Origin of the sequence: Pseudomonas sp. 2822-15, assembly GCF_002742515.1 — a bacterium.
Lineage (GTDB): Bacteria > Pseudomonadota > Gammaproteobacteria > Pseudomonadales > Pseudomonadaceae > Aquipseudomonas > Aquipseudomonas salomonii.
In genome coordinates this window covers 60,811-82,030 of sequence record NZ_LJRY01000188.1, presented here as the reverse complement: position 1 = coordinate 82,030, position 21,220 = coordinate 60,811, and the positions used below count along the sequence as shown (strand labels likewise).

At 60.5% G+C, this 21,220-nt stretch carries 24 protein-coding genes and 2 pseudogenes; 11 read left to right on the top strand and 15 right to left on the bottom strand.

The features are described from left to right. Nucleotides 1–39: 39 nt before the first annotated feature. Nucleotides 40–189: pseudogene (locus AOA59_RS18845) on the top strand (hypothetical protein); the annotation flags it as partial. Here AOA59_RS18845 and AOA59_RS18840 read toward each other — a convergent pair. Next, a complete protein-coding gene (locus AOA59_RS18840; protein WP_065931438.1) occupies nt 143–394 on the bottom strand; it encodes a hypothetical protein in 252 nt (83 codons plus the stop codon). The pseudogene AOA59_RS18845 and the gene AOA59_RS18840 sit on opposite strands and share 47 nt — an antisense overlap. 96 nt (nt 395–490) lie before the next feature. Between AOA59_RS18840 and AOA59_RS18835 the strand changes: the two genes are divergently transcribed. Together AOA59_RS18835 and AOA59_RS18830 are read left to right on the top strand one after the other, a co-directional pair. Continuing rightward, entirely contained in the window at nt 491–1,276 is a 786-nt protein-coding gene (locus AOA59_RS18835; protein WP_099488685.1) for a helix-turn-helix transcriptional regulator, read from the top strand. A gap of 183 nt (nt 1,277–1,459) precedes the next feature. Further along, the gene (locus tag AOA59_RS18830) at nt 1,460–2,824 is read left to right on the top strand and encodes a hypothetical protein (protein WP_099488684.1); all 1,365 of its coding nucleotides are present in this window, start codon (nt 1,460–1,462) and stop codon (nt 2,822–2,824) included. A 113-nt stretch (nt 2,825–2,937) separates the two neighbouring features. On the opposite strand, the gene AOA59_RS33150 is transcribed toward AOA59_RS18830, so the two are convergent. Continuing rightward, nucleotides 2,938–3,063 carry a hypothetical protein gene (locus AOA59_RS33150; RefSeq protein WP_256593067.1) on the bottom strand — a complete coding sequence of 42 codons (126 nt, stop codon included), beginning with the start codon at nt 3,061–3,063 and terminating at the stop codon, nt 2,938–2,940. 134 nt (nt 3,064–3,197) lie between these two features. Between AOA59_RS33150 and AOA59_RS18820 the strand changes: the two genes are divergently transcribed. After that, the gene (locus AOA59_RS18820; RefSeq protein ID WP_178076270.1) at nt 3,198–3,572 is read left to right on the top strand and encodes an FAD-dependent oxidoreductase; all 375 of its coding nucleotides are present in this window, start codon (nt 3,198–3,200) and stop codon (nt 3,570–3,572) included. Between the two features lie 19 nt (nt 3,573–3,591). On the opposite strand, the gene AOA59_RS32050 is transcribed toward AOA59_RS18820, so the two are convergent. After that, the gene (locus AOA59_RS32050; protein WP_143522791.1) at nt 3,592–3,834 is read right to left on the bottom strand and encodes a hypothetical protein; all 243 of its coding nucleotides are present in this window, start codon (nt 3,832–3,834) and stop codon (nt 3,592–3,594) included. On the opposite strand from AOA59_RS32050, the gene AOA59_RS18815 reads away from it, so the two are divergent. Continuing rightward, complete coding sequence (locus AOA59_RS18815; RefSeq protein ID WP_058421281.1) at nt 3,812–4,111, top strand: putative quinol monooxygenase; 300 nt, start codon at nt 3,812–3,814, stop codon at nt 4,109–4,111. The genes AOA59_RS32050 and AOA59_RS18815 overlap by 23 nt on opposite strands. A 207-nt stretch (nt 4,112–4,318) precedes the next feature. Here the strand turns inward: AOA59_RS18815 and AOA59_RS18810 are convergent, their stop codons facing one another. Then, complete coding sequence (locus AOA59_RS18810) at nt 4,319–5,215, bottom strand: LysR family transcriptional regulator (protein WP_099488683.1); 897 nt, start codon at nt 5,213–5,215, stop codon at nt 4,319–4,321. A 311-nt stretch (nt 5,216–5,526) separates the two neighbouring features. On the opposite strand from AOA59_RS18810, the gene AOA59_RS18805 reads away from it, so the two are divergent. After that, a complete protein-coding gene (locus AOA59_RS18805; protein WP_083221800.1) occupies nt 5,527–6,381 on the top strand; it encodes a DNA/RNA non-specific endonuclease in 855 nt (284 codons plus the stop codon). Between the two features lie 111 nt (nt 6,382–6,492). On the opposite strand, the gene AOA59_RS18800 is transcribed toward AOA59_RS18805, so the two are convergent. The 5 genes from AOA59_RS18800 to AOA59_RS18775 all read right to left on the bottom strand — a co-directional run bounded on the left by AOA59_RS18800 (nt 6,493) and on the right by AOA59_RS18775 (nt 9,561). Then, nucleotides 6,493–6,798, bottom strand: a complete 306-nt coding sequence (locus AOA59_RS18800; RefSeq protein ID WP_065931432.1) for a hypothetical protein — start codon at nt 6,796–6,798, stop codon at nt 6,493–6,495. Nucleotides 6,799–6,800: 2 nt separating this feature from the next. Further along, nucleotides 6,801–7,001 (bottom strand): hypothetical protein, encoded by a 201-nt coding sequence (locus AOA59_RS18795; RefSeq protein WP_099488682.1) that lies wholly within the window; start codon nt 6,999–7,001, stop codon nt 6,801–6,803. A 17-nt stretch (nt 7,002–7,018) separates the two neighbouring features. After that, entirely contained in the window at nt 7,019–8,080 is a 1,062-nt protein-coding gene (locus tag AOA59_RS18790) for an ATP-binding protein (RefSeq protein WP_069785886.1), read from the bottom strand. Next, nucleotides 8,077–8,826 carry a response regulator gene (locus tag AOA59_RS18785; RefSeq protein WP_099488681.1) on the bottom strand — a complete coding sequence of 250 codons (750 nt, stop codon included), beginning with the start codon at nt 8,824–8,826 and terminating at the stop codon, nt 8,077–8,079. The genes AOA59_RS18790 and AOA59_RS18785 overlap by 4 nt, the downstream gene beginning before the upstream one ends. 432 nt (nt 8,827–9,258) lie before the next feature. Further along, on the bottom strand, nt 9,259–9,561 hold the full coding sequence (locus AOA59_RS18775; protein ID WP_099488680.1) for a DUF6124 family protein: 303 nt from the start codon (nt 9,559–9,561) through the stop codon (nt 9,259–9,261). Nucleotides 9,562–10,032: 471 nt separating this feature from the next. Between AOA59_RS18775 and AOA59_RS18770 the strand changes: the two are divergent. Together AOA59_RS18770 and AOA59_RS18765 are read left to right on the top strand one after the other, a co-directional pair. Beyond that, nucleotides 10,033–11,023: pseudogene (locus AOA59_RS18770) on the top strand (hypothetical protein). A 2-nt stretch (nt 11,024–11,025) separates the two neighbouring features. After that, a complete protein-coding gene (locus AOA59_RS18765; protein WP_099488679.1) occupies nt 11,026–11,388 on the top strand; it encodes a hypothetical protein in 363 nt (120 codons plus the stop codon). Nucleotides 11,389–11,534: 146 nt separating this feature from the next. Here AOA59_RS18765 and AOA59_RS18760 read toward each other — a convergent pair whose 3' ends face one another. The 3 genes from AOA59_RS18760 to AOA59_RS18750 are packed head-to-tail and all read right to left on the bottom strand — an operon-like array spanning nt 11,535 to nt 15,584. Further along, nucleotides 11,535–12,872, bottom strand: a complete 1,338-nt coding sequence (locus AOA59_RS18760) for a cytochrome c (protein ID WP_099488678.1) — start codon at nt 12,870–12,872, stop codon at nt 11,535–11,537. Between the two features lie 16 nt (nt 12,873–12,888). Further along, nucleotides 12,889–15,126: a molybdopterin cofactor-binding domain-containing protein gene (locus AOA59_RS18755; RefSeq protein ID WP_099488677.1), complete on the bottom strand. Its 2,238-nt coding sequence runs from the start codon at nt 15,124–15,126 to the stop codon at nt 12,889–12,891. Continuing rightward, nucleotides 15,126–15,584 carry a (2Fe-2S)-binding protein gene (locus tag AOA59_RS18750; protein WP_099488676.1) on the bottom strand — a complete coding sequence of 153 codons (459 nt, stop codon included), beginning with the start codon at nt 15,582–15,584 and terminating at the stop codon, nt 15,126–15,128. The genes AOA59_RS18755 and AOA59_RS18750 overlap by 1 nt, the downstream gene beginning before the upstream one ends. 426 nt (nt 15,585–16,010) lie before the next feature. Between AOA59_RS18750 and AOA59_RS18745 the strand changes: the two genes are divergently transcribed. Both AOA59_RS18745 and AOA59_RS18740 read left to right on the top strand, forming a co-directional pair. After that, nucleotides 16,011–16,751 carry a hypothetical protein gene (locus AOA59_RS18745; RefSeq protein WP_069785881.1) on the top strand — a complete coding sequence of 247 codons (741 nt, stop codon included), beginning with the start codon at nt 16,011–16,013 and terminating at the stop codon, nt 16,749–16,751. 117 nt (nt 16,752–16,868) lie between these two features. Further along, complete coding sequence (locus tag AOA59_RS18740; protein ID WP_099488675.1) at nt 16,869–17,168, top strand: hypothetical protein; 300 nt, start codon at nt 16,869–16,871, stop codon at nt 17,166–17,168. A 240-nt stretch (nt 17,169–17,408) separates the two neighbouring features. Here the strand turns inward: AOA59_RS18740 and AOA59_RS32680 are convergent, their stop codons facing one another. The 3 genes from AOA59_RS32680 to AOA59_RS32675 all read right to left on the bottom strand — a co-directional run bounded on the left by AOA59_RS32680 (nt 17,409) and on the right by AOA59_RS32675 (nt 18,772). Continuing rightward, nucleotides 17,409–17,918: a hypothetical protein gene (locus tag AOA59_RS32680; protein ID WP_178076269.1), complete on the bottom strand. Its 510-nt coding sequence runs from the start codon at nt 17,916–17,918 to the stop codon at nt 17,409–17,411. A 63-nt stretch (nt 17,919–17,981) separates the two neighbouring features. Next, nucleotides 17,982–18,608: a helix-turn-helix domain-containing protein gene (locus AOA59_RS18730; RefSeq protein WP_099488674.1), complete on the bottom strand. Its 627-nt coding sequence runs from the start codon at nt 18,606–18,608 to the stop codon at nt 17,982–17,984. Nucleotides 18,609–18,613: 5 nt separating this feature from the next. Beyond that, nucleotides 18,614–18,772, bottom strand: coding sequence for a hypothetical protein (locus AOA59_RS32675; protein WP_017137721.1), 159 nt, complete (start codon nt 18,770–18,772; stop codon nt 18,614–18,616). Between the two features lie 242 nt (nt 18,773–19,014). Between AOA59_RS32675 and AOA59_RS18725 the strand changes: the two genes are divergently transcribed. Continuing rightward, entirely contained in the window at nt 19,015–21,129 is a 2,115-nt protein-coding gene (locus AOA59_RS18725) for a TonB-dependent receptor domain-containing protein (RefSeq protein ID WP_099488673.1), read from the top strand. Nucleotides 21,130–21,220 lie beyond the last annotated feature (91 nt).

Sequence of the window (21,220 nt, the reverse complement as noted above, 5' to 3'; positions counted from 1 at the left end):
TTTGTCGCTTTGCAACTGTGGCGAGGGAGCTTGCTCCCGCTGGGGTATGAGTCGGTCAGCTCGTTTATCAGCATGTTTCGCAAGACCCTGGGTTCACCGCCTGCACGTTATATCCGCAGTACCCAGCCCGCTAGTCGTGCGCTCAATACTGATCCACCAGGCGCTGCAACTGCGGGTCTCGTAGCGTAAATACCTCGAACAGCCCGAGGGCACGTAATGCCGGTAGCAACGCCAGCAGGTCCTGCTCGGCGATGGTGCGCTGCTGTGCATCGGTGTTTGGGTCACACCAGGCCCGGGCGTTCACCAGAAAGGCGCCCACACTGCCTTTGCGGATGACCACGCCGTGGCGTTCAGTCTGATTCTGGTTATCGGGCAACAGTTCTTCGGCGCGCATGGGGTGTATTCCTGGGAGTTGAGGCTGCGACTATAGACGCGCCAATGTGGCCTGGGTACGCTATTAAAGACAATCGATAGTCCATCAAGGCCACTTATGTCCGCTCCGCTGATTCCCTCTTCGGTATTAACGGCTGCCGATGACCCGCTGGTTGTCGCCGTGGTCCGAGTGGACGCTGAACCGCGTATCACCGAGCGCCATTGCCATGCGCGTGGGCAGTTGCTGGGCACACGCCAGGGCTTGTTATCGGTGGACGCCGGGGTCAGCCAGTGGGTGGTGCCGGCAACCCATGCGGTGTGGATCCCGCCGAATATCTCCCATGGCGCGCGCTCCCACGGCCCCTTCGCGGGGTGGAGTGTCTACGTGTCGCCGCAGGGCTGTGTCGAGCTGCCGGATACGCCTTGCGTCCTGGCAGTCTCCGGACTTTTGCGCGAGGCGGTGATGCGCGCTGCCGCCTGGCAGAGCCCTGAGCTGGATGCTGCGCAGTTGCGCCTGGCCGGGGTGATTGTGGATGAGATCCGGACCTTGCCACGGGTGACCCTGGGCTTGCCGATGCCTCAGGATGCGCGCCTGCGCAAGATCGCCCAGGCGCTGTCCGATTGCCCGGACGACGAGCGTCACCTGCAGGAGTGGGCGGCCTGGGCGGGCATCGCCCCGCGCACACTGACGCGTCGCTTTGTGCTGGAAACGGGTTTCAGTTTCACCGCGTGGCGCCAGCGCGTGCGTTTGTTGCGCGCGCTGGAGAGGCTGGCGGCGGGTGTGCCGGTCACGGGTGTGGCGCTGGAGTTGGGCTATGACAACGTCAGTGCTTTTATCGCACTGTTTCGCCGCACGTTTGGGGTGACGCCTGGACGTTACTTCACGGCGCATGAGCGTTTATAAGTAAAAAATCAATAGCTGAAGTTAGCGGTTTGCACTTTTATTGATGGTTATTCAGCTGTTGTTCAGGCCAAATTAAACTGAATAAACAGGGTGTATAACCTTTACAACTCTTTACCTTTGCAGTCTGGATGATTGAAAAAACAACATGCTAGCCTGCGCGCTTTCAACAGGCAGCAGGCGCGTATGAAAAGGCTAAAGGAACTGGCTGTAAACAAGCCCTGTTCATCTATATTTATAGTGGCGTTTATTGTATTGGCTGCGCTGCAATACAAACCGGCCGTGCTCAACTACACCACACGCTTTGTCGACTTTGCCGAGTATATGCTCGCCCATGGCGTGACCCTGTTTCCCATTGCTGATGACTTGCAGCCATACCCTGATTACACGGTGCTCAATACACTGCTTGTGTACCTGGTTTCCTTGCCGTTCGGGCGTGTATCCATCCTGTCGATGGGGCTGCCTTTTTGCGTGGCGGCCGCCTTGATGCTGGTGTTTATTTACAAGCTGGGCGCCTTGCATGAAAAAAAATGGGGCGCCTTTGCGGTGGTCTTTGCGCTGTTTACCTGGTCATTCCTGGACGGCGTGAATTCCCTGGCGCTGGACATCTATCCGGCGCTGTTTACCGTGATGTGTTTTTACCTGGCCTATGCGGGCCAACTGCACCCGCACCGCTTTCACTTGCTGCCGGTACTCCTGGGCCTGGCGCTGGGCTTTGCCTTTCGTGGCCCTATTGGCCTGATCGGCCCGGCGGGCGTGGTCGCCTCCTATTATCTGTTAAGTCGACAGTGGCGCCTGCTGCTGGTGTTCTGCCTGCTCGCGGGCCTGGTGCTGGGCGCAGGCATTGCCGTGCTGAGCTGCGCGGCCTACCTGCAAGGTGGGCAGGCTTTCCTGCAAGAGGTGCTGGTCATGCAAGGGTTGGGGCGCTTTGGCGCTGATCATGCTCCGCGTTATTACTTCTACTTCTCCGCGGGTTTGCTCACCTATGGCATCACTGCCTTTATCGCATTAAACGTGATTATCAAGAAGGGCAAACACTTCTTTGAACGCTCGCCGGCTCCGGCCACCCAACTGCTGCTGTACCTGACGGGTTGGCTGTTGGTGGTGATCGTGCTGTTCACCCTTCCAAGTTCCAAGAAAGCGCGTTACATCCTTTCGATTACGCCGGCGATTTCATTATTGGCCGCCTATATCTTCGTGGATCGCAGCCAGCGCTTTGCAAGTACCCGCGACAAGTTGCTGAGGTTCTGCCTCAACTTGCCTGTGGTGGGTCTGGGGATGTTGTTACTTGCCTTTATTTACAGCTTTTATGCAGCCGCGCCGCTGCGGCCTAACTATCTTGGCGCCTGTGCAGGGTTGATCGGTCTTATTGCCATTCGGCCCTGGATACAGTTACGGTTTCATGCACATCCACAACGGGAGTTCGTGCTGTTGTGTTTTGGTGCTGCCGCCTTCCTGGTCCTGGATATGTTCTTCTTCAATGCGATTACTTACCACCTGGAATTGGCCGATGAACCGACCCCCAAGTTTCTGCCCTATTGGTTTTGGTAAGGCATGGTTTTGGTAAGGCATGGTTTTGGTAGAGCATGTTTTTATCGCAGCCAGACCCGGAATCAAGCCAAACAACAACGTCACGCGCCAACCTCAATCGCGCATCGGACGGGTCAACTGAACACTAACGTGTCAGGCTCGCGCCCGCGTGCCTGGCCGAGGGCGATCACCGCCAACTGCTCAATCACCGCCGCGCCAAACTGACGGCGAGCGCCGGGCGTCCATACCCAGGCAGGCAACCGGTATGCCAATAAAACAGTACTGACGGCTGGCTTGGGAGTGCTTGAGCTTTTGGCTGATCAAAACCTGCATCTGCCCATTCGACCGTCCCCGGCGATTCTGCTGACGTTTGAAGTGGCGAAGGCACTGCTCAATGGCATTGAACGCCGAAATGGAGGCGCGCCAGGGCGACACGCATACCTTGATTGCGGCTGAAGACTACATCGACGATACGCCGGAAAATGGCCCCGCTGCCATTGGGCTCAGAGCCCTCGACGCGATTCGTGGGCAGTTGAGCGGTGCGCAATCCATAGCGCTGAAGTCCGTAGCAGTAGGGTGGCGGCCGCTGTCTGGCGACGGCCTGCCTATCGTGGGGCCAGCGCGCGACGACGGCAGGCTGTATATCTTGAGCGCCCATCCAGGCTTGACCCTGGCGCCCACCTTGGCGCGGCTCTTGAGCGAAGAACTGATCATCGGGGTGGCTTCGCCATTGCTGAGCAACGTTCGGCCGCTGCGTTTTCGGGTGTGAGTGTCAGAACCCTGTGCCGTCAGCTGCTGTTCAACTCACTTTCAATATTCCATTGAAAGTCTATGTGCCCCGTGCGGATGGCTGATGCAACCGGGGTTTCATTACGCTGGGGTTCTCCTAAACCACCTGCGGCGTTTATCAACATGGTATTTAAAACCCCCATCACTTCGATCGGTGTGACGCTGCTTGCGCTGTTGATCGCAGGTTGTGCGAGCCATTCCCCTGACGGAGCGACCCCTATGCCAAAACCCTTGGTTTCCATCGCCGTACTCAAAGCCAAACCTGGCAAACAGCAGGCCCTCAAACACGGCTTGCTGGCTCTGGTTGCGCCAACGCGCACCGAGCCCGGTAACCTCGACTATGTGCTGTTTGAACTGCGCGACGCGCCCGGCACCTTCTACATGCGTGAAGCGTTCAAGGACCAGGCGGCCCTCGATGCGCATTTTGCCACGCCGTATTTCAAGCAATTTGCAGCCACGGCCGACGATTTGCTCAGCGAGCCGTTGCAACTGATCTTCCTTGAGCAAGTGTCGAACTGAGCCATTCGTTATCTTGCACAGTTATCTACTTAACTGTGGTGCGACGCTGGACCTGTGGCGAGCAGGCTTGCCCTGCGTTGGGCTGCGCAGCAGCCCTATCCGGTTACGACTGACTCACCGAGTCGCCTGAATTGGGGCGGCTCCGCCACCCAACGCAGGGCAAGCCTGCTCGCCACAGTGAGCGTGTTCGTCCTTTCGCGTTGCAGATCAGTGCGTGTTCTTGGCGGCAAACACTTGCTTGGCGTGCGCAAAACACTTCTCGGCGATGGCCGAGCGCGGTTCGGTCTTGCGCATCACCAACCCCAACGGCGCAAGCACGCTGGCGTCCGGCAAGTTGATAAAGGCGAGGTTCTCGATCGGGTTTTCCATGCCGCTGTCCAGCGGCATGATCGCGCAGCAAAACCCTTCGTGGATCGCCTGGAACAGCTGATAGGTCGAATCGCTTTCGAGAATGGGCTGCGGGTCCAGGCCCCGGCTGCGGAAGCTCAAGTCAATGGATTTTCGATAGTGCATGCCATTGCTGATCATCCCCAGGGGCAATTGCGCGGCGTCTTCCCAACTCATTTCGGTGCCTTCGAACTGGAAGTGGCGCGTGTCGTACAGCAGGCCGACGCGGGTTTCGCCCAGTTCGAAAACCTCCAGGTAATTGGGGTTTACGTGGTCCAGGTAGCACACGCCCAAGTCCAGTTGGTTGGTGCCCAGGGCTTCGATGATCTTGTCCGAGCTCATCGACGACAGGCTGAACTTGAGCTCTGGAAACGTCTGGGACAGACCCTGGATGTAACTGATCGAGTTGAACCCGCTGAGCGGCACCAGCCCCAGGCGCAGGCTGCCCACCAACTGCCCGCGACACGCCGCCGCTTCGGCAAACAAACCGTCATGGGCGGCGAGCAGGGTTCTGGCCCAGGCCAGCACGCGCTCGCCGGCCTGGGTGAAACCTTCGAAGCGCTGGCCACGGGTGACCAGCTCCAGGCCCAGCTCATCCTCCAGATTGCGCAGGCGCATCGACAGGGTCGGCTGGGTGATATGGCAGCGCGCAGCCGCCTGGCCGAAGTGCCGAGTCTGCTCCAGCGCGATCAGGAATTTGAGTTGCTTGATGTCCATTTAAAGCCCCAGCCTGGGAATAAGTGAGCGGTCATGATAAGTGCCCGTGCCTGCACCCGCAGCAGACCCTCTCATTGTAAGGCCTGCGCGTCCAATCGCCTGCATTGACGTGATCCTCACCAGCGGATCAAAAGCAGAGCAGCAACCTGATTTTCGCCGGCGTGACCGGCTTTTTTGCGTCCCCTGAAACCTGTACACAATTTGAAATGTTTAAGTGGTTTAATGTTTATGTCGGCTTGCGATGGATCGCAGCCGCCGACAGACCTTTTGTCATTGATTCGCCCAAGGAGCTACACCCAATGAGCTACACCCTGCAAGGAAGTATAAAGTCCAAACACTTAGCGTTTCTGTTGATCCCGCTGATTGCCGCCTGTACCACACCGGACAGAACCCGTGAGTCGGCCATCACACCGCAAGCCCAGCCGCAACAGGCCTGGCAGTTTGACAACTGCGCAGTCGGCTGCCCCAGCGGCGGCAGCCCGCTGACGCTGAACCGTCAGGCGTACACCCTGAACAACAACGGTTCGACCAAGTTTGCCAACTGGGTGTCGTACAAAATCACCAAGACCACCCCCGCCAGCGGCCGCGCGCGCGACTGGCAGACCGACCCGGACATCCCGGCCGGCGAAACCCTCGACCCGGTGGATTACAACGGCGCCAATGTCGCGCTCAAAGTCGACCGTGGCCATCAGGCCAACCTCGCTTCGATGGCGGGCGTAGCGGATTGGCAAAGCCTCAATTACCTGTCGAACATCACACCGCAAAAGTCCGACCTCAACCAGGGGCCTTGGGCGCACCTGGAAGACCAGGAGCGCAACCTGAGCAAGCAGGCGGGAGTCGACGCGGTGTATGTCGCCACCGGGCCGCTGTATGAGCATTTTGTCGGCACGCTGCCGGGTACGAACAAGGTGCACACCCTTCCCAGTGGCTACTGGAAAATCATCTTCGTCGGCAGCTCGCCTGAAAGTGGCATGTATGCCTCGTTCGTGATGAACCAGGAAACGCCCAAGGGCGCCAATTTCTGCGATTACCAGGTGCCCGTGAGTCAAATCGAAGAGCGCTCGGGCCTGACATTCTGGAGTGGTTTGCCGCAAGCGGTGCAGGCCGCGTTGAAGGCCAGGCAAGGGCAGTTGCCGGGCCGCATCGGTTGTAAACAGGCGTTGTAATGCCATGGGCAGGGGCCTTGATGGCCCCTGTTTGAATCAGCGCCGCTCGGCGTTCGGGTGCGTCTCGCGCCCACGAGCATGGCGCAAGGGCTTGCCAGGAACCTGCGCTGATCAGCACAGGAAACGGTTGCGCGCCTCCCTGAGCAAGTCGCGCACCTGGTCAACGCGCAATAACAGTGTCATTTGCCGCTCATCGACGATGATTTCCGCCACGATCAATGCGCAAATCATCGGCGCGGTCACCAGCCAGTGCTCGTAACATTGGGTAGTCAACGATACGAACACGCCCACAATCCACAACGCCAGCACCCACTTGGGCGCACGACGTTGCAGGGGCACCCCGAAGCGCTGCAACCTTTTCAAACGGGCCGTGTGCAGCCTTAACGAAGCTTCGAGACGGGACAGCTCATTGCTCATGTTTAAACTCGCTCAACGGTACGGGCGCAGCCTGGGAGCGTGGTTCCCAGCCAGGACAGGTTGGCCCGTTCAACTTCTACCCAATGCTCGCCGGCAGGTTTTGTGCGGTAGCTTTTAAACGCAATACACACTTGCTCCATGTCCAATAAAGCAAAGTGCCGGTAACGGGGCGGGCGCTTGAACACCGAAAAAAACATACGCATCGCCGCGCCTCGCTCAATCAAACGTGCCAACTGAGTTCAAACAGCGTGCCGCCGTTTTCCATGCGGCGGCACGTCACGGCGCCGCCATGGGCGAGGGCGATGGCGCGCACCACGGCCAGGCCCAGGCCACTGCCGCCCTGGGCGCGTGAGCGGGAGTTTTCACCGCGTTGGAAGGCGTCAAACAGGCGCGCGGCAAAACCTTCGTCGATGCCGGGGCCGTCATCGCGCACACGCAGGTAGTTGAAGCCGTCGCGGGTGCTCAGGTGCACGATGACATTGCCCGGTGTCGCGTGCCGCCGAATGTTATCCAGCAGGGCCAGCAAGGCCTGGCGGATGCGCGCCGGGTCGCAGCGCAGGGTGCGGCGTTGCAGGTCCAGTTGCAGTACAAAACCTGCGGCCACCAGGCTCGGTTCAAACAAGCGCACATCGTCTTCGATGCCCGTCGCCAGGTCGGCTTCTTGCAGGTTGAGTTCCAGGTAGCCACTGTCGGCCAGGCCCACCACGCGCATATCCTCGATCAAGCGCGTCAAGCCTTCGACCTGGCCCAGCAGGCTGTAGAACTGCGCGGTGTCGGGTTCGAATACACCCTCGGCCAACCCTTGCAGGCGCCCGCGCAGAATAGTCAGGGGCGTGCGCAGTTCATGCGCAATCGCGGCATTCCAGAACGCCTGCTCCTGCGCCATGCGCTGCAAGCGCTTGGCCATGCTGTTGAAGTCATTGACCAGGATCGCCGCTTCGCCGATCGACTGGTCACCGGCAACCGCCTGCACGTCCAGGTCGCCATCGGCCAGTTTGCGCAGGTTCTCGGCCACGGAATTGAGCGGCATCAGAATTCGCCGCGACAGTTTCAGCGCGACGATCGAGCCCACCGCCAGGCTCACGCACGTGGTCAGGCCCATCCACACCCATTCAGCCTTGGCCGGCAGCCAGGCATCCACTTCGGCGTCGGTGAGCGGCCAGTAGGTCCATAGCAATGCATAAAAAATATACGAGCCGATCACCGCCAGGGCGATCACGCACAGCACCACGGCGCACATCGACAGGATAATCTGGCGGCTCAGGCCATTGAGCCCTTTCACACCACGCTCCCGAACCGGTAGCCGACGCCACGGATACAGGTGGGCACACCCTGCACGCCAAGGTCTTCGAGCTTGCGCCGCAGTTTGCTGATATGGCTGTCGACCGTGCGCTCCAGGCTGTCGCTTTCCGGCGAACACTGGGCCAACAACTCGGCGCGGCTGAACACCCGTTTCGGTGCCTTGGCCAGTTGCACCAGCAGCCTGAATTCGGTGACGGTCAAGGCCAGCGGCACTCGGCGCCCGGCCTGGGTCACCGTGGCTTCGTAGCTTTCCAGGTCAATTTCAAACGCGTCCACCCGCAGTACCGTGGGGCAGGCGCGGTCGCGATAAGCGATGGAGCGGCGCAGTACCGCCTGGGTACGCGCCACCACTTCGGCCGGGTTGAACGGCTTGACGATATAGTCGTCGGCGCCGATGCGCAGGCCCATCAGCTTGTCCATGTCCTGGTCTTGCGCGGTCAGCATGATCACCGGCGTATGGCCGCGTTGGCGCACCTGCGCGAGCACCTGCCAGCCATCCACGTTGGGCATCAGCACATCCAGCAACATCAGCTCCGGCTTGAGCGCCAGGTGCATGTCCAGCGCCTGTTGGCCGTCACGTGCGTGGGCGGTGCGAAAGCCGCTACGTTTGAGGTAAGCCACCAGAATGTCAGCGATTTGCGGCTCATCTTCGGCAATCAGCACGAGGGCCTGGGGTTCTCTGACACAGTCCGGGCGGGGCATCGATGCAATGGGAAAATCAGTCATGGTCTGCTCGGTGAATACGCGGCGAGCCTGTGCATCCCTGCGCTCGGGCTTATCTGCCTGATCGTGGCTGCCGGTCCATGGCCACGTTTGCCAGTAGTGATCATAGCTTCTGGGGGAGGGTGCTGGACTCCAGGGCAGGAATCATCGTGTTCTCCTGGTAGATCTACGCAACGGTGAACGCAAGTGTGCGCAACCAACGTGCGCTTTCATGGGAGGTTTTGTGGAGAAACGATGGAGACGGGCAATAATTTGTGCCCGAGAGCAGGGCGTTGGGATGGATTGACGACCAATACCGTGAAACAGCAACAGTAGATCCATACTCGGTCAACTGTGGGAGCTGGCTTGCCTGCGATGGCATCACCCCGGTATGGCTGACGCACCGAGGTGTCTGCATCGCAGGCAAGCCAGCTCCCACAGTTTGACCGTGTTGATTCAGGCTGGAGCTTTTGTGGGCTTCAGGCACTCAATGGAGCGGTCCACCGTGGTCTTGGCCATCTCCAGCAAATGCCCCACCGCCAGAATTTTCGCGCGCTGGGGGCTGGCCAGTAAATCACCGCAATTTAGCGCGGTAGCGCAAGCACTGTCGAGCAAGCTGGCGGTGTAGAGCAGGGCGTCTTCGAAGCTCAGGTCTTCGATTTTAACGCCGTTGGAGGGCAGGTAATGGTCGATGGCGCGGTTGAAGGCGGCGCGGTCTTTGGCGGTGTTGCGGGGTGGGTCGGGGACGACTTTTTTCATTGTTTAGTTACCTTTTGGATTCAAGGAGCCGAACCGTTCGCGACTAAACGTAGGGTGGCGGCTGTACGCAGGTTAGTCGACCGGACCAAAAGGTAAAAACCGGCGCACCCGAGGGCGCCCTGCGCACAGCCACCATAAAACCTCATGGAGGACCATGCACCTTTTGGAATACCGAGCGACTAAACCCGATCACTGATAAGCAGTGACGGATCGCAGACTAGCCATCGATTCCAACAGGCACAAGGCGGCAAGGATTGTCTAGGAAACGTCCTGCAATTTAAAGAGACGCGGCCTGCTGGCCCTTTAAAAACCATGAGCAAATGCCACTGGCCTCGCCATTTTTGTAGGTGTCTATTCCTGGCGATGTAGGCAACTTCCCAAATATCACTCAGCCATCCCGACCTTGTGTCCGAGGCCTGTTCGCCTGCTTATATTCCGATGCCATCTTCATTGCATTCAGGGATACGAAGCATGGCGCAGGGCTATATCAACGACCGCCTCACGGACTACCTCAGTTTGAAAACCCAGTTGATGGGGCATGCCCCGGGCCGGCAGCGTGCCGATCATTTCGATGTGCTGAACCGGCACTTGCGTCATGGGCTGGTGAGGCCGGGGCAGTTGGTGATTATTCCCGATCCCTACAGCGTGACCTGCTCACTGGAAGAGGCCTGGCTTGTGCGCCATGCCGAGGCCATCAGTCGGGAGCTGGACGCGCGCGTTGCAACCCAAGTGGTCAACAGCTATGACTTGCTGCAAAGTCTTCTGGGGTACGGCTCGTTGGGAGTGGGCAGCGCAACATCGGCGTGGGCGCGGCATCTGGACGAAGTGGCGCAGACGCTGGAAGAAATTGAGCGGCTGCACCAGCGCCTGAAAACCGCAGGCTTGGAGCGTGAGGCTTTTTTGCGCCAGCGCCAGGCGCTGTTTGGGCTGCTGGACACCCAGTTGCAAGGCGCGGCGCGATTTAGCACGGGGTTGCGTGGTAATCAGGCGCTGAAAAAGATAGTGGGGATTTCAACCAAAAGCTATCTGCACAAGGGTGAGATTGCCGGGTATGCGCAGCGGATGCGGAGCATTGCGCAGACCTCGAAGTGGTTGGGGAAGGGCACCTATGTGGGCTTGGCACTGGACGTGGGCGTGGCCGGGTTGGAGATCAAGGAGGCGTGTGTGGAGGGGCGCGAGGCGCAGTGTCGGCGGGCGAAGTATGTGGAGACGGGGAAGTTGGGGGGGCGGCGTGGTGGGGGCTTATGTGGGAGGGACGGTAGGCGCGAAAATAGGCCGACTCGGCTGTAAGGTGTTTTTGGGGGTAGTGGCTAAAGGAAACGGGGACCTGGCCTGCGCAGTGATTGGCGGCGCTGCGGTAGGGTATACAGGAGGCACCTTATTCGGCGCTGGCGGCGCCTTTCTAGGCGGGCAAATCGAAGAGATCGACGGTGATTTGATCTTCCAACCAGAAGGTGCTTAAGCATGGATTTTCAACTCGCCCTGGCAATTTTTTTATGCGTAGGGGGGCTAATTTTCGCAGGGCTGACTTTATACGCTGAGTACACAAAGCTCGAAGCGCTGGAAAGCTACTTCAGTGAAAACAAGGTGGTCTGCGACAACAAACGGTTTTGGGGTAGAAACAAGCATATCGACAGGTTTCATCGCATGCTCCTGATCACAGAGCTGTTAGGCATGCCTAAATTTCACATCAAAAGAGGCGAGGTGACCGAGGCTGAACTGGCTTCCGTTCCCCTTTCCCTCAAGCGTTGGGCGTTGTGGCCGTATCATTTTGGGATGGTATTGGTCGCTGGCGCTGTTCTCTGGGCCTACTTGTATGGCTGGTAGCCTGCGGCCATCAGATCGTTCCCGCGCTCTGCGTGGGAATGCAGCCTGGGACGCTCTGCGTCCCGCTCACAACATTCAAGTTTTGCGCAGCTGTGACGCGGAGCGTCACGGGCTGCATTCCCACGCGGGAGCGTGGGAACGATCTGTTAGCGCATATGCAAAATGATCGGGCTACTACTGGCCGGGTCCGTATGCCCGCGCAGCTTGTTCACCGCCGCAGCCTCCACCGCGCCACCGTTGTTGCCCCATGTGCCGCGCACGTAGCTCAACACCTGGGCGATTTCCTGGTCGGACAATTGCTCGCGGAATGCCGGCATGCGGTACGCGTCCGGCATTCCGGCGGTCACGATGCGTTGCGAGCCGTTGAGGGTGATGTTGATCGCCGAGGCGCTTTCCTTGGCCAGGGCTGAGGTGGCACCGGCCAACGGTGGCATCCACTCCGGCTGGCCTTTGCCGTCCAGGCCATGGCAGGAGGCGCAGCGGGTGGCATAGGTGTGGGCGCCTGGGGCGCTGGCGTCGGCGGCAACCGCTTGGTACTGCCACGGCGAACCGTCACGCTGCGGGTCGCCCGGCAGTGATTTGAGATAACGCGCTATGGCCGCCAGGTCGTCGTCCTGCATGAACTGTGTGGAGTTGTTAAACGCCTCGGTCATTGAGCCATACACCACCGCGTGTTTATTACGCCCGGTTTTGAGGAACTGCACAATCTCCGGCTCGCTCCAGCGGCCCAGGCCGGTGTTGTGGTCCTGGCGCAGGCTGGGTGCATACCAACCGTCGAGCAGGGCACCGGCGAGGAACGGTGCGCCGGACTCGTCCAATGCCTTCTCGTTAAACGCCAGCCCACGCGGCGTGTGGCAACTGCCGCAATGGCCGGGGCCTTGGACGATATAGGCGCCACGGTTCCACAACGCGTCCTGCTCGGGTTTGGCGGCGTAGGGGTGAGTGGGCGCGAACACGCCGTTCCACAGCGCGATGGGCCAGCGCATGTTCAGTGGCCACGGGATGCTGCTGGGGATGTTCGGCTCGCTGGCCGGTTGCACGCCTTGCATAAAAAACGCATACAGCGCACGCATGTCATCGTCGCTGAGTTTTACGTAGGACGGGTAGGGCATGGCCGGGTAGAGCCGTCGCCCACCCGGCGCCACGCCGTGGCGCACGGCGCGGTCGAAGTCAGCCAGGCTGTAGGTGCCGATGCCGACGTTTTTGTCCGGCGTGATGTTGGTGGCATGAATGGCGCCCAGCGGCGTGGCCATTTCCAGGCCGCCAGCGAACGGCGCTTTGCCCGGCAGGCTGTGGCAGGCCACGCAATCACTGACGCGGGCGACGTATTCGCCACGGCTGACCAGGGTCGGGTCGGCGGTGGCATTGGCCTGTTCAAACGGCGAAGCCGGTTGACGGGTGACGTACCAGGCCAGCAGGCCGGCGGCGACTGCGCCGGCCAGCACCAGCCAGCCAGCGGTTCTAGCCAATCGTTGGTTGTTCATAGGCGTTCCTTGTCGGTCAGGCGAAGGTGTAGCGGCTCAGGGGCAGACTGCGGATGCGCTGGCCGGTCAAGTGCGCCACCGCATTGGCCACGGCAGGCGCCACTGCGGGCAGCGGCGGCTCGCCGATACCGCCCATCTTTTCGCCGCTCTCGACGATCTTTACGTGCACCTTGGCCATCCGCGAGGGCGGCAGGATCGGGTAAAGGTCGTAGTTGCGCGCCCGTGGTTTACCGTCCACGTACACCGCTTCTTCCACCAACGTTTGTGACAAGCCCAACGCTACGGCGCCATTGACCTGGGCCTCGATGATCGCCGGGTTGACGATGCTGCCAGGGTCGATGGCTTCCCAGATGTGATGCACCTTGACCTGGCCGTTTTCGATCGACACTTCGGCAACCACCGCCGCATGCGAGCCAAAGGGCGAGGCCATGGCCACGCCACGGGCACGCCGGCTGCCGTCTTCGGCGGTGTAGGGGCCACGCTTCCAGCCACCGGACAACTCGCCCACCGCTTGCAGCAAGGTGGTCAGGCGTTTGTTGTCGCGCAGCAGGTGCAGGCGCAACTCGTACGGGTCATGGCCGCCTTTGTCGGCCAGTTCATCGAGGAAGGCTTCGTAGAAAAAGTCATTCAGCGAGTTACCCACCGAACGCCAGTAGCCAAGCATGGTCGGGCCTTTGACGTAGATCTGGGCGATGCGTTTGTTGGGAATCGCGTAGGATTTGCCCGACAACCCTTCAAGGGCCGTCGGGTCGATTTTGTCGCCCTGTTTGCCGGCGATGGCCTCGGATGGACCTTCGGTGGCGCTCACGGCTTCGATGGCCACCGGCAAGCCTTTGTCATCCAGTGCCGCGCGGAACTTGACCACTGCGACCGGGCGCAGCACATCACGCAGGAACTCTTCTTCACGGCTCCAGATCAACTTGACCGGGCGGCCCACGGCCTTGGCCAATGCGACGGCCTGCGGGTACGGGTTGGCCGAGTCGTACAGGAAATGCCGCCCGAAAAAGCCGCCCAGCAACGGCGAATGCAGGGTGATCTTTGACACATCCAGCCCGGTGCGCTTGGCGATGTCGGCGCGGAACATGTCTGGCGCCTGGTTGGGCAGCCAGACTTCCAGCGTGCCGTCCGGGTTATAGCGCGCCAGGGCCGATGGCGGCTCCAGTTGGGCGTGGTTGACGTACTGGTTGTGGTAGGTGGCTTCAACCTTGGTCTTGGCGTTTGCCAGTGTGGCGTTGACGTCGCCTTCGTTTTCTTCGTCGCGGGCCGGGCCTTGCTGGGCGGCGAGGAAGTCACGGTATTTGTCGCTGGAAAAGTCTGCCGGCATGGCGCGCACTGTGGAGTCGGCGGCGGCTTCCAGCCATTCGACCTGAATAGCTTCTACTGCACGCTTGGCGTGCCACCAGCGCTCGGCCACCACGGCTACGGCGCCAGGCAATTGATGCACCGAGTGCACGCCTTTCATGGCTTCGACCTGGGACTGATTGCGCAGGCTGCCCACGGTCATGCCCAGGCGCGGCGCATGCTGCACGGCGGCGTGGAGCATGCCGTCGACCTTGAGGTCGATGCTGTATTGCGCCTTGCCGGTGGATTTGTCGTAGGCATCCAGGCGTTTGACCGGCTTGCCGATCCAGCGGAACTGGCTCGGGTCGCGCAGGGTGATGGTGGACGGGTCAGGCACCGGCATGTCGAGGGCGCGGCTGGCCAGTTCACCGTAGCCCAGTGAGCGGCCCGAAGCGGCGTGTACTACGCGGCCGGGTGTGGTGGTCAGTTGCGCGACCGGCACGCCCAGTTGCTCGGCGCCGGCCTGCACCAGCATGGCGCGGGCGAGGGCGCCCAGGCGACGCATGGTCGGGTAACTCATGCGCACCGACATGCTGCCGCCGGTGATGCGCATGCCGTTTTCCATCACCACATAGGCATCGCCCGGTGGCGCGGCCTCGACGACAAAGGTGGCAGGGTCGGCGTCCAGTTCTTCACCGACAATTTGCGCCATGGCGGTGTGGGTGCCTTGGCCGCCTTCCATAAAGGGGCTGAGCAGGCGCACCGTGCCGTCCGGGCGAATCTCCAGAAACGCCGGCACCTGCGTGCCGCGCTCCGCAGGGTTGGCGGTGGCCGCGAAGGCGCGGCCACCGCCCAGCGGCAGGCCGAAACCAATCACCAGTGCGCCCACGGCGGTGCTGGCCAGAAAACGTCGGCGCGACAGGTTGACCGGCTCGCCCAGGGCCACATCCAGCAGTTCGTTGCGCGTATTCATCAGACGCGCTCCTTCTGCTGGGCCAAATCCTGCATGGCGGTGTGGATGGCGTTATAGGTGCCGCAGCGGCACAGGTTGACCATCGCCGCATCAATTTGCGCGATCGTCGGCGCGGGGGTGTGCTTGAGCAGCGCCGTGGCCGCCATCACCTGCCCGGACTGGCAATAACCGCATTGCGCCACCTGATGTTCGACCCAGGCAGCGACTACATGCTTGCCCACCGCATCGTCCTCAATGGCCTCGATGGTCGTGACCTCGCGGCCGACCACGCCCGCCACCGGCGTGACGCAAGAGCGCACCACGTTGCCGTCCACCAGCACCGAACACGCGCCGCACTGGGCCAGGCCACAGCCATACTTGGTGCCGGTCATGCCGAGGTCGTCGCGGATCACCCACAGCAGCGGCGTGTCGGCGTCGGCATCGACCTGGTAGGTCTTTTGGTTGATACGTAATTCCATGGCGGGTTTACCTGCTGATCATCGGTTGGTGGTGCTGAGCCCTTTTGAGCTCTTATAAGAATGTTGGACTCGTGGCCCATCGTTGCACTCTAGACCACGGCGCAAAAGCTATCTATCCACCAGTCGATAAGTCGGAGGATCAGGCAAGTATTTCGCAGGAATGCACTACTGGCGGCTTGATCGTTCCTACGCTGCGCGTGGTAACGCATCCTCTGACGCTCTGCGTCACGGCGTTAGTAGCGGGACGCGGAGCGTCCAGGGCGGCATTCCTTTGCGGCGCGTGGGAACGATCCTATAGGCACTCTTTTGTGCGTAGGCAACCTCTGAACTGACCCGGCTCGCCGCACTTTTTTTCATTCTGCGGATCTACCCCTGTCACGACCCCGCTCATTCAGAGCGAGGGCAGCAGAACCAGACCCGGTGACGATGGATCGAACTTCACATATTTTTTTCACGCGCTGGCCGTTGTTGTCAGCGGCTCTATTGGCACTGTTTGCCAGCGGTTGCAGCCAGCAGCAGGGCCGCGATATCGCCAGCCAGTTCAGCAATGGCAGGCCCGATGAGTTCTTTCAGACCAGCGTCGACCGCATGGCAACCTTGAGCATGCGTGACAACCTGCAAAGCCTGTATCTGCTGATGAGCAAGCTTTATCTGCGCAACCCCAACCAGTGGCGCCAATCCGGTTACCCGGATGCGGTGAGCGCCGCGCGGGAAATCCGCCAGGCCATCGAGCAGCAGCAACCGCTGCCGGCCCTGGGCGAGCGGCGCGATCTCGCGGCCTTGAGTTACTCGTTGAGCCCCGACTTCAAAGGCGACCGGGTCGGCGCGTTTATCTACGCGATCGGCAGCATGCTGGTGACCGCCCACGGCGGCCGCACCCAGTTTTATATGACCGACTCGATCAACCCGCAGTTTGTCAGCAACGCCGCACGTAATATCGAGAAAGCCACCTGGCTGCTCAGCCAGCGCCAGGACGCCAACGGGGTGTTGCTGCTGTTTTCCAACGAGATATCGGAGGAGGGCAGCAACCTCAGCTTTGCCGTCGAGTTCGGCAAAGTGGTTGCGCGCCTGGACCTGCTCGCCCAGATGCTCGATGAGCGCTACCGACGTGTGGCGCTCAACTATGCGCAGAGTTTGTTGCTGATGAATTTCTTGCCGGTGCAGTGATGTAGGTACGGTATTTCCCTTTCAAATGTAGGAAATGGCCTATCTTAATCCCCTGTGCTTGAAACACCCTTCGGTGGGCAATAGCCTCGGGCTTTTCTCAACGGATGAGTGCCTACCTTGGGTAAGCGAAAAACGGTTTGGCCTACGGATCGCGAAGTTCGCCTGCGATTTATTCTCTTTGCAGTAATCGATGTGGCAAGCGCCCAAGGCGTTCCTGCCGAGGTGTTATTGACCGCACATAAACTGCTGCGCGACTCGCCGGCGGAGTCTCAGTTACGCAAAGCCCTGGCCGAGATCCTGGCATGCGATGAAATGGCGGGGTTCAGTTTCCCCAGGGGGTCTGAGGCGGATGATTTCATGCGCTCGATCGAACTGCTGACGGACGAGACCGATTACCGGGTTTTGCCCTCGGGTTAGATCGTTTATTTCCTTAAGTGAGGTCGCAAGGCTTTAATCGCATATCCATGCTGACGTTTATGCGGTGCCAGTAGCGGCTTTAAACGTCTTTGCAGCAATTCGTCTGTTATCACGTAAAACGTCGCTGTGTTGATCACCCAAGCAAGCTCCCGAACAGCCGTTTGTGCTGCTCTGCCGTCGTCTTGCACCGTCGCCCGGTGTCTCTAGAATCGGCGCCAGAACTTAGCCATTTCCTGTCGATTACGGAGTTTCGAACATGATGAACGCAATGCAGATGCCGATGAACACGTCCATGCCAATGATGCCGATGATGGGCATGCCGATGATGATGGCGACCATGAAGTGCGAAATGGCGGGCGATGCCATGATGTGCACCATGAAGCCGGCGGCCGGTATGGACATGGCGCAGTTCAAGACCAACGCCGAGATGATGGCGATGATGATGAACTGCGGCATGCCGATGATGATGCAGTGCGCAAACATGTCGATGCTGTGCATGTCGGCCGATGCCATGAAGATGATGGCTGACATGAACATGCCGATGATGACCATGGGCATGTCAATGCCGATGATCAAGTGCATGATGGAATGCACCCTGATGGGCGACAGCATGATGTGCAAAATGATGCCGATGCCAGGCATGGGCATGGCCATGATGGATAACTGCTGCATGCTCATGAACAAGCTGATGAACGACTGCGCCATGCCAATGATGATGAGCTGCAACGGCATGCCGATGATGTGCTGCACCTGCTGACCGCTGCTGCGTAAAACATGTGCAAAAAAGCCCCGACTTGTCGGGGCTTTTTGCATTCAGTCCAGGCGTTCCGGGTAGGTGATTACCAAAAATGCCACCGCCTCGCTGTCCGCCGGGTTGCGGTAGCGGTGGGGCTGGTCGGCGTAGAACAGGATCGAGTCGCCGGTGGAGAGCAAGTAGCGCTCATCGTTGACGCTGACTTCCAGTACGCCCTGGGCCACCACCAGGTTTTCCTGAATGCCGGGGCCGTGACCGGCTGAAACTTCCTCGCCGAGTGCCCGCAGGCGGATTTCGTAAAATTCCGATTGGCGTGCGGTATCAAAGGGAAACAACGCACGGCTGACGAATGCCCCGTCGGCACTCACCAGGCGTTTGCTCTGTTGCGCCGGCAACACCTCGACGCCTTCAAACCCACGGTCCTCCAAAAACGCCGCAACCGACACCTTCAAGCCTTTGGCGATTTTGCACAGCACCTTGATCGACGGCACGCTGCGCCCGGACTCGATCTGCGCCAGCATCGCACGGCTCACGCCGCACGCGCGTGCCAGCCCGTCCAGCGAAAGGTGGCGTTTACTGCGCAACCGTTGCAGGTTCTGCGCCACGCACAGGCTGGTGTCGTCATCCTCAATCGCAGGTTTTGGCAGGGGTTCGGCTGATTCGGGCAGTACCTGTAAAAAATTCATCGGCGTTACGCCCGGCGCGTATCACTGGCGGTTGCGGTGTGGGCGGAGAACACCGCAAGCCCCGCGCGTGCCGCGTACATGGCCCACATCAGCTCGGCCGCGGCACGCGCCTGGCGGCGTTTACGGTGGAGGGTGAAGTCAATAACACTGGCGGATGTTTGCATGGGGGAAATCTCGTGGGCGACTCAATGGCTCCAGAGTAATGCGTGCTGGTTATTTCTTTAAATACTGAGTTTTCATGTGTTAATGCGATTTTGGACTTAGAAAATAATCCCGGTCCGAGGCTGTTGTGGGAAGGGTCCGGTCCGTTAATTAAGCGTGACCTGGTGAGCCTGCCTGGCTTCCCATCACTGTTCGCGTGATGGCCGAGGCTTTTTCACGCCCCCGAATGCCAAGGATTTGACCCATGCTGTTGCGCCAACCCCCACTGCTGTTTGCCGCCCTGACCCTCAGTTCACTGGCGCACGCCGACACCCTGCAACTGGCCCCGGTCGAGGTCTCCGGCAGCGAAGCCAGCGACGCCGAAGTGGCCCAGGCGCAGCTCAAGAGCGTGCCCGGCGGCACCAACTTCATCGATATGAGCAGCGTGCAGCAGGGGCGCGTCAGCACCAACGAAGACGTGTTCAAGTACCAGGCCGGCGTCTACGCCAAGGCGGCGAATAATGAAGGGGTGAAGCTGTCGATCCGCGGTTCGGGCCTGAACCGCAGCCCCGGCTCCCACGCCTCGGGCCTGTATGAAATGCTCGACGGTTTGCCGCTCACCGACCCCGGCGGCACGCCCTATGAACTCAAGGACCCGCTGTGGCAGAGCCGCGTCGAGGTGCTGCGCGGCGCCAACGGTTTTGACCAGGGCGCCCTGGCCCTGGGGGGCTCGGTCAACTATGTCACGCACACCGGCTATGACGCGCCGAAGTTGCAGGTACGCTACGAAGTGGGCAGTCGCGGTTATGCCCAGCGCGAAATCAGCTCCGGCCAGGTGCTGGGCGACGCCGACTATTACATCAGCCTCACCGACTCCGAATCCGACGGCTACCAGCATCAGAGCGCCGGCACCGGCAAGGGCATCGCGGCCAACTTCGGCTACCGCTTCAACCCGGACCTGGAAACGCGCTTCTATTTTCGCTACCGCGAGACCACCAACGACAGCCCCGGCAAGCTGACGCGCTATCAGATCAGCCATGACCCCAGCGCTGCGAACCGCCTCAACGCCGCCCGCGACTCCAAACGCCTGCAGCCGGGCTCGACCTGGATCGCCAACAAGACCACCTTGCAGCTCGATGACAATGCTCGCGTCGAGGTGGGGCTGGCCTATCACGACTACCCGATGGATTTGCGCGAAGGGCTTAACCGCCTGAAAGTCGCCTACACGGATGTGAGTGGCACCCTGAACTACATCCGCCAGGACAGTTGGTTCGGCCACGCCAGTAAAACCACCGTTGGCCTGCGCACCACCCAGGCGATGCCGAACAACGGCGCCTCGGAATATGTGCGCGTGCCTTCGAGCAACCCGGCCACCTATTACGCCCCGGGCACCAAAACCCGCGACTACAGCTATCTGGGTTCCGACACGGTGCTGCATATCGGCAACGAACTGGAACTGGCGCAAGACCTGTGGCTGACCACCGGCCTGGCGGCGATCTACACCCGCCGCGAAACCCAGGTCAGCTACCCCGAAGGGCAGGCGCCGCTCAGTCAGCATGATTGGGACTACGCGCCGCGCATTGGCCTGCGCTATGACTTCACCCCGCAGTTGCAGGTGTACGGCAACCTCAGCCGTTCGGTCGAGCCGCCGCATGCGTGGTCGATGATCTGGGGTTCCAACAAGTACTTTTCGGGCGGCCCCGCTAACGGACTGGCGCGCGAAGGCGTGAGCTTGCGCAATCAGACCGCCACCACCCTGGAGATAGGCGGGCGCGGTGAGCAATGGTTCGGCCAGTGGGACCTGGCGCTGTACCGCTCCGAAGTGCGTCACGAACTGCTCGCTGTGGAAACCCAGGCGCAGACCCAGACCAGCAGCGCCGTGGTCGCAGAGGCCAACGCCAGCCCCACCGTGCACCAGGGCGTGGAACTGAGCCTGCTCAGCCCGTTGTGGGACGGCGGTCGCAATGGCCAGGTGGCCTTGCGCCAGGCCTACACCTACAGCGATTTCCACTACCGCGACGACGACCGCTTCGGCGCCAACACCTTGCCGGGCATCCCCAAGCATTACTACCAGGCGCAGGTGCGCTACAGCCACCCGACCGGTTTCTACACCAGCCTCAACACCGAGCACGCTTCACGGGTGGCGGTGGATTACGCCAACTCTTACTACGCCGCAGCGTACACAACCCTGGGCGCCACCTTCGGCTACGACGCGCCGAAGCAGGACTGGCAAGCCTGGGTTGATCTGCGCAACCTCACCAATCGGCGTTATGCCAATACCGTCACTCCGGGGTATGACGACAAGGGCGTGGATGTGGCGCGTTCCACACCGGCTGATGGTCGCGGCGTCTATACCGGTGTGTCCTGGAGCTGGCGTTAAGCCAATTCAACTGTCACCCAGGTCAAACTCTGGGAGCAGGGCTTATGTGGGAGCTGGCTTGCCTGCGATGCAGGCGCCTCGGTCATTCAGT

Excerpts from the sequence above, each read along its gene's own strand:
- AOA59_RS18840 (WP_065931438.1), bottom strand. The coding sequence starts at position 394 with ATGCGCGCCGAAGAACTGTTGCCCGATAACCAGAATCAGACTGAACGC.
- AOA59_RS18835 (WP_099488685.1), top strand. The coding sequence starts at position 491 with ATGTCCGCTCCGCTGATTCCCTCTTCGGTATTAACGGCTGCCGATGAC.
- AOA59_RS18830 (WP_099488684.1), top strand. The coding sequence starts at position 1,460 with ATGAAAAGGCTAAAGGAACTGGCTGTAAACAAGCCCTGTTCATCTATA.
- AOA59_RS18820 (WP_178076270.1), top strand. The coding sequence starts at position 3,198 with ATGGCATTGAACGCCGAAATGGAGGCGCGCCAGGGCGACACGCATACC.
- AOA59_RS18815 (WP_058421281.1), top strand. The coding sequence starts at position 3,812 with ATGCCAAAACCCTTGGTTTCCATCGCCGTACTCAAAGCCAAACCTGGC.
- AOA59_RS32050 (WP_143522791.1), bottom strand. The coding sequence starts at position 3,834 with ATGGAAACCAAGGGTTTTGGCATAGGGGTCGCTCCGTCAGGGGAATGG.
- AOA59_RS18810 (WP_099488683.1), bottom strand. The coding sequence starts at position 5,215 with ATGGACATCAAGCAACTCAAATTCCTGATCGCGCTGGAGCAGACTCGG.
- AOA59_RS18800 (WP_065931432.1), bottom strand. The coding sequence starts at position 6,798 with ATGAGCAATGAGCTGTCCCGTCTCGAAGCTTCGTTAAGGCTGCACACG.
- AOA59_RS18795 (WP_099488682.1), bottom strand. The coding sequence starts at position 7,001 with ATGCGTATGTTTTTTTCGGTGTTCAAGCGCCCGCCCCGTTACCGGCAC.
- AOA59_RS18785 (WP_099488681.1), bottom strand. The coding sequence starts at position 8,826 with ATGACTGATTTTCCCATTGCATCGATGCCCCGCCCGGACTGTGTCAGA.
- AOA59_RS18775 (WP_099488680.1), bottom strand. The coding sequence starts at position 9,561 with ATGAAAAAAGTCGTCCCCGACCCACCCCGCAACACCGCCAAAGACCGC.
- AOA59_RS18765 (WP_099488679.1), top strand. The coding sequence starts at position 11,026 with ATGGATTTTCAACTCGCCCTGGCAATTTTTTTATGCGTAGGGGGGCTA.
- AOA59_RS18760 (WP_099488678.1), bottom strand. The coding sequence starts at position 12,872 with ATGAACAACCAACGATTGGCTAGAACCGCTGGCTGGCTGGTGCTGGCC.
- AOA59_RS18755 (WP_099488677.1), bottom strand. The coding sequence starts at position 15,126 with ATGAATACGCGCAACGAACTGCTGGATGTGGCCCTGGGCGAGCCGGTC.
- AOA59_RS18750 (WP_099488676.1), bottom strand. The coding sequence starts at position 15,584 with ATGGAATTACGTATCAACCAAAAGACCTACCAGGTCGATGCCGACGCC.
- AOA59_RS18745 (WP_069785881.1), top strand. The coding sequence starts at position 16,011 with ATGGATCGAACTTCACATATTTTTTTCACGCGCTGGCCGTTGTTGTCA.
- AOA59_RS18730 (WP_099488674.1), bottom strand. The coding sequence starts at position 18,608 with ATGAATTTTTTACAGGTACTGCCCGAATCAGCCGAACCCCTGCCAAAA.
- AOA59_RS32675 (WP_017137721.1), bottom strand. The coding sequence starts at position 18,772 with ATGCAAACATCCGCCAGTGTTATTGACTTCACCCTCCACCGTAAACGC.
- AOA59_RS18725 (WP_099488673.1), top strand. The coding sequence starts at position 19,015 with ATGCTGTTGCGCCAACCCCCACTGCTGTTTGCCGCCCTGACCCTCAGT.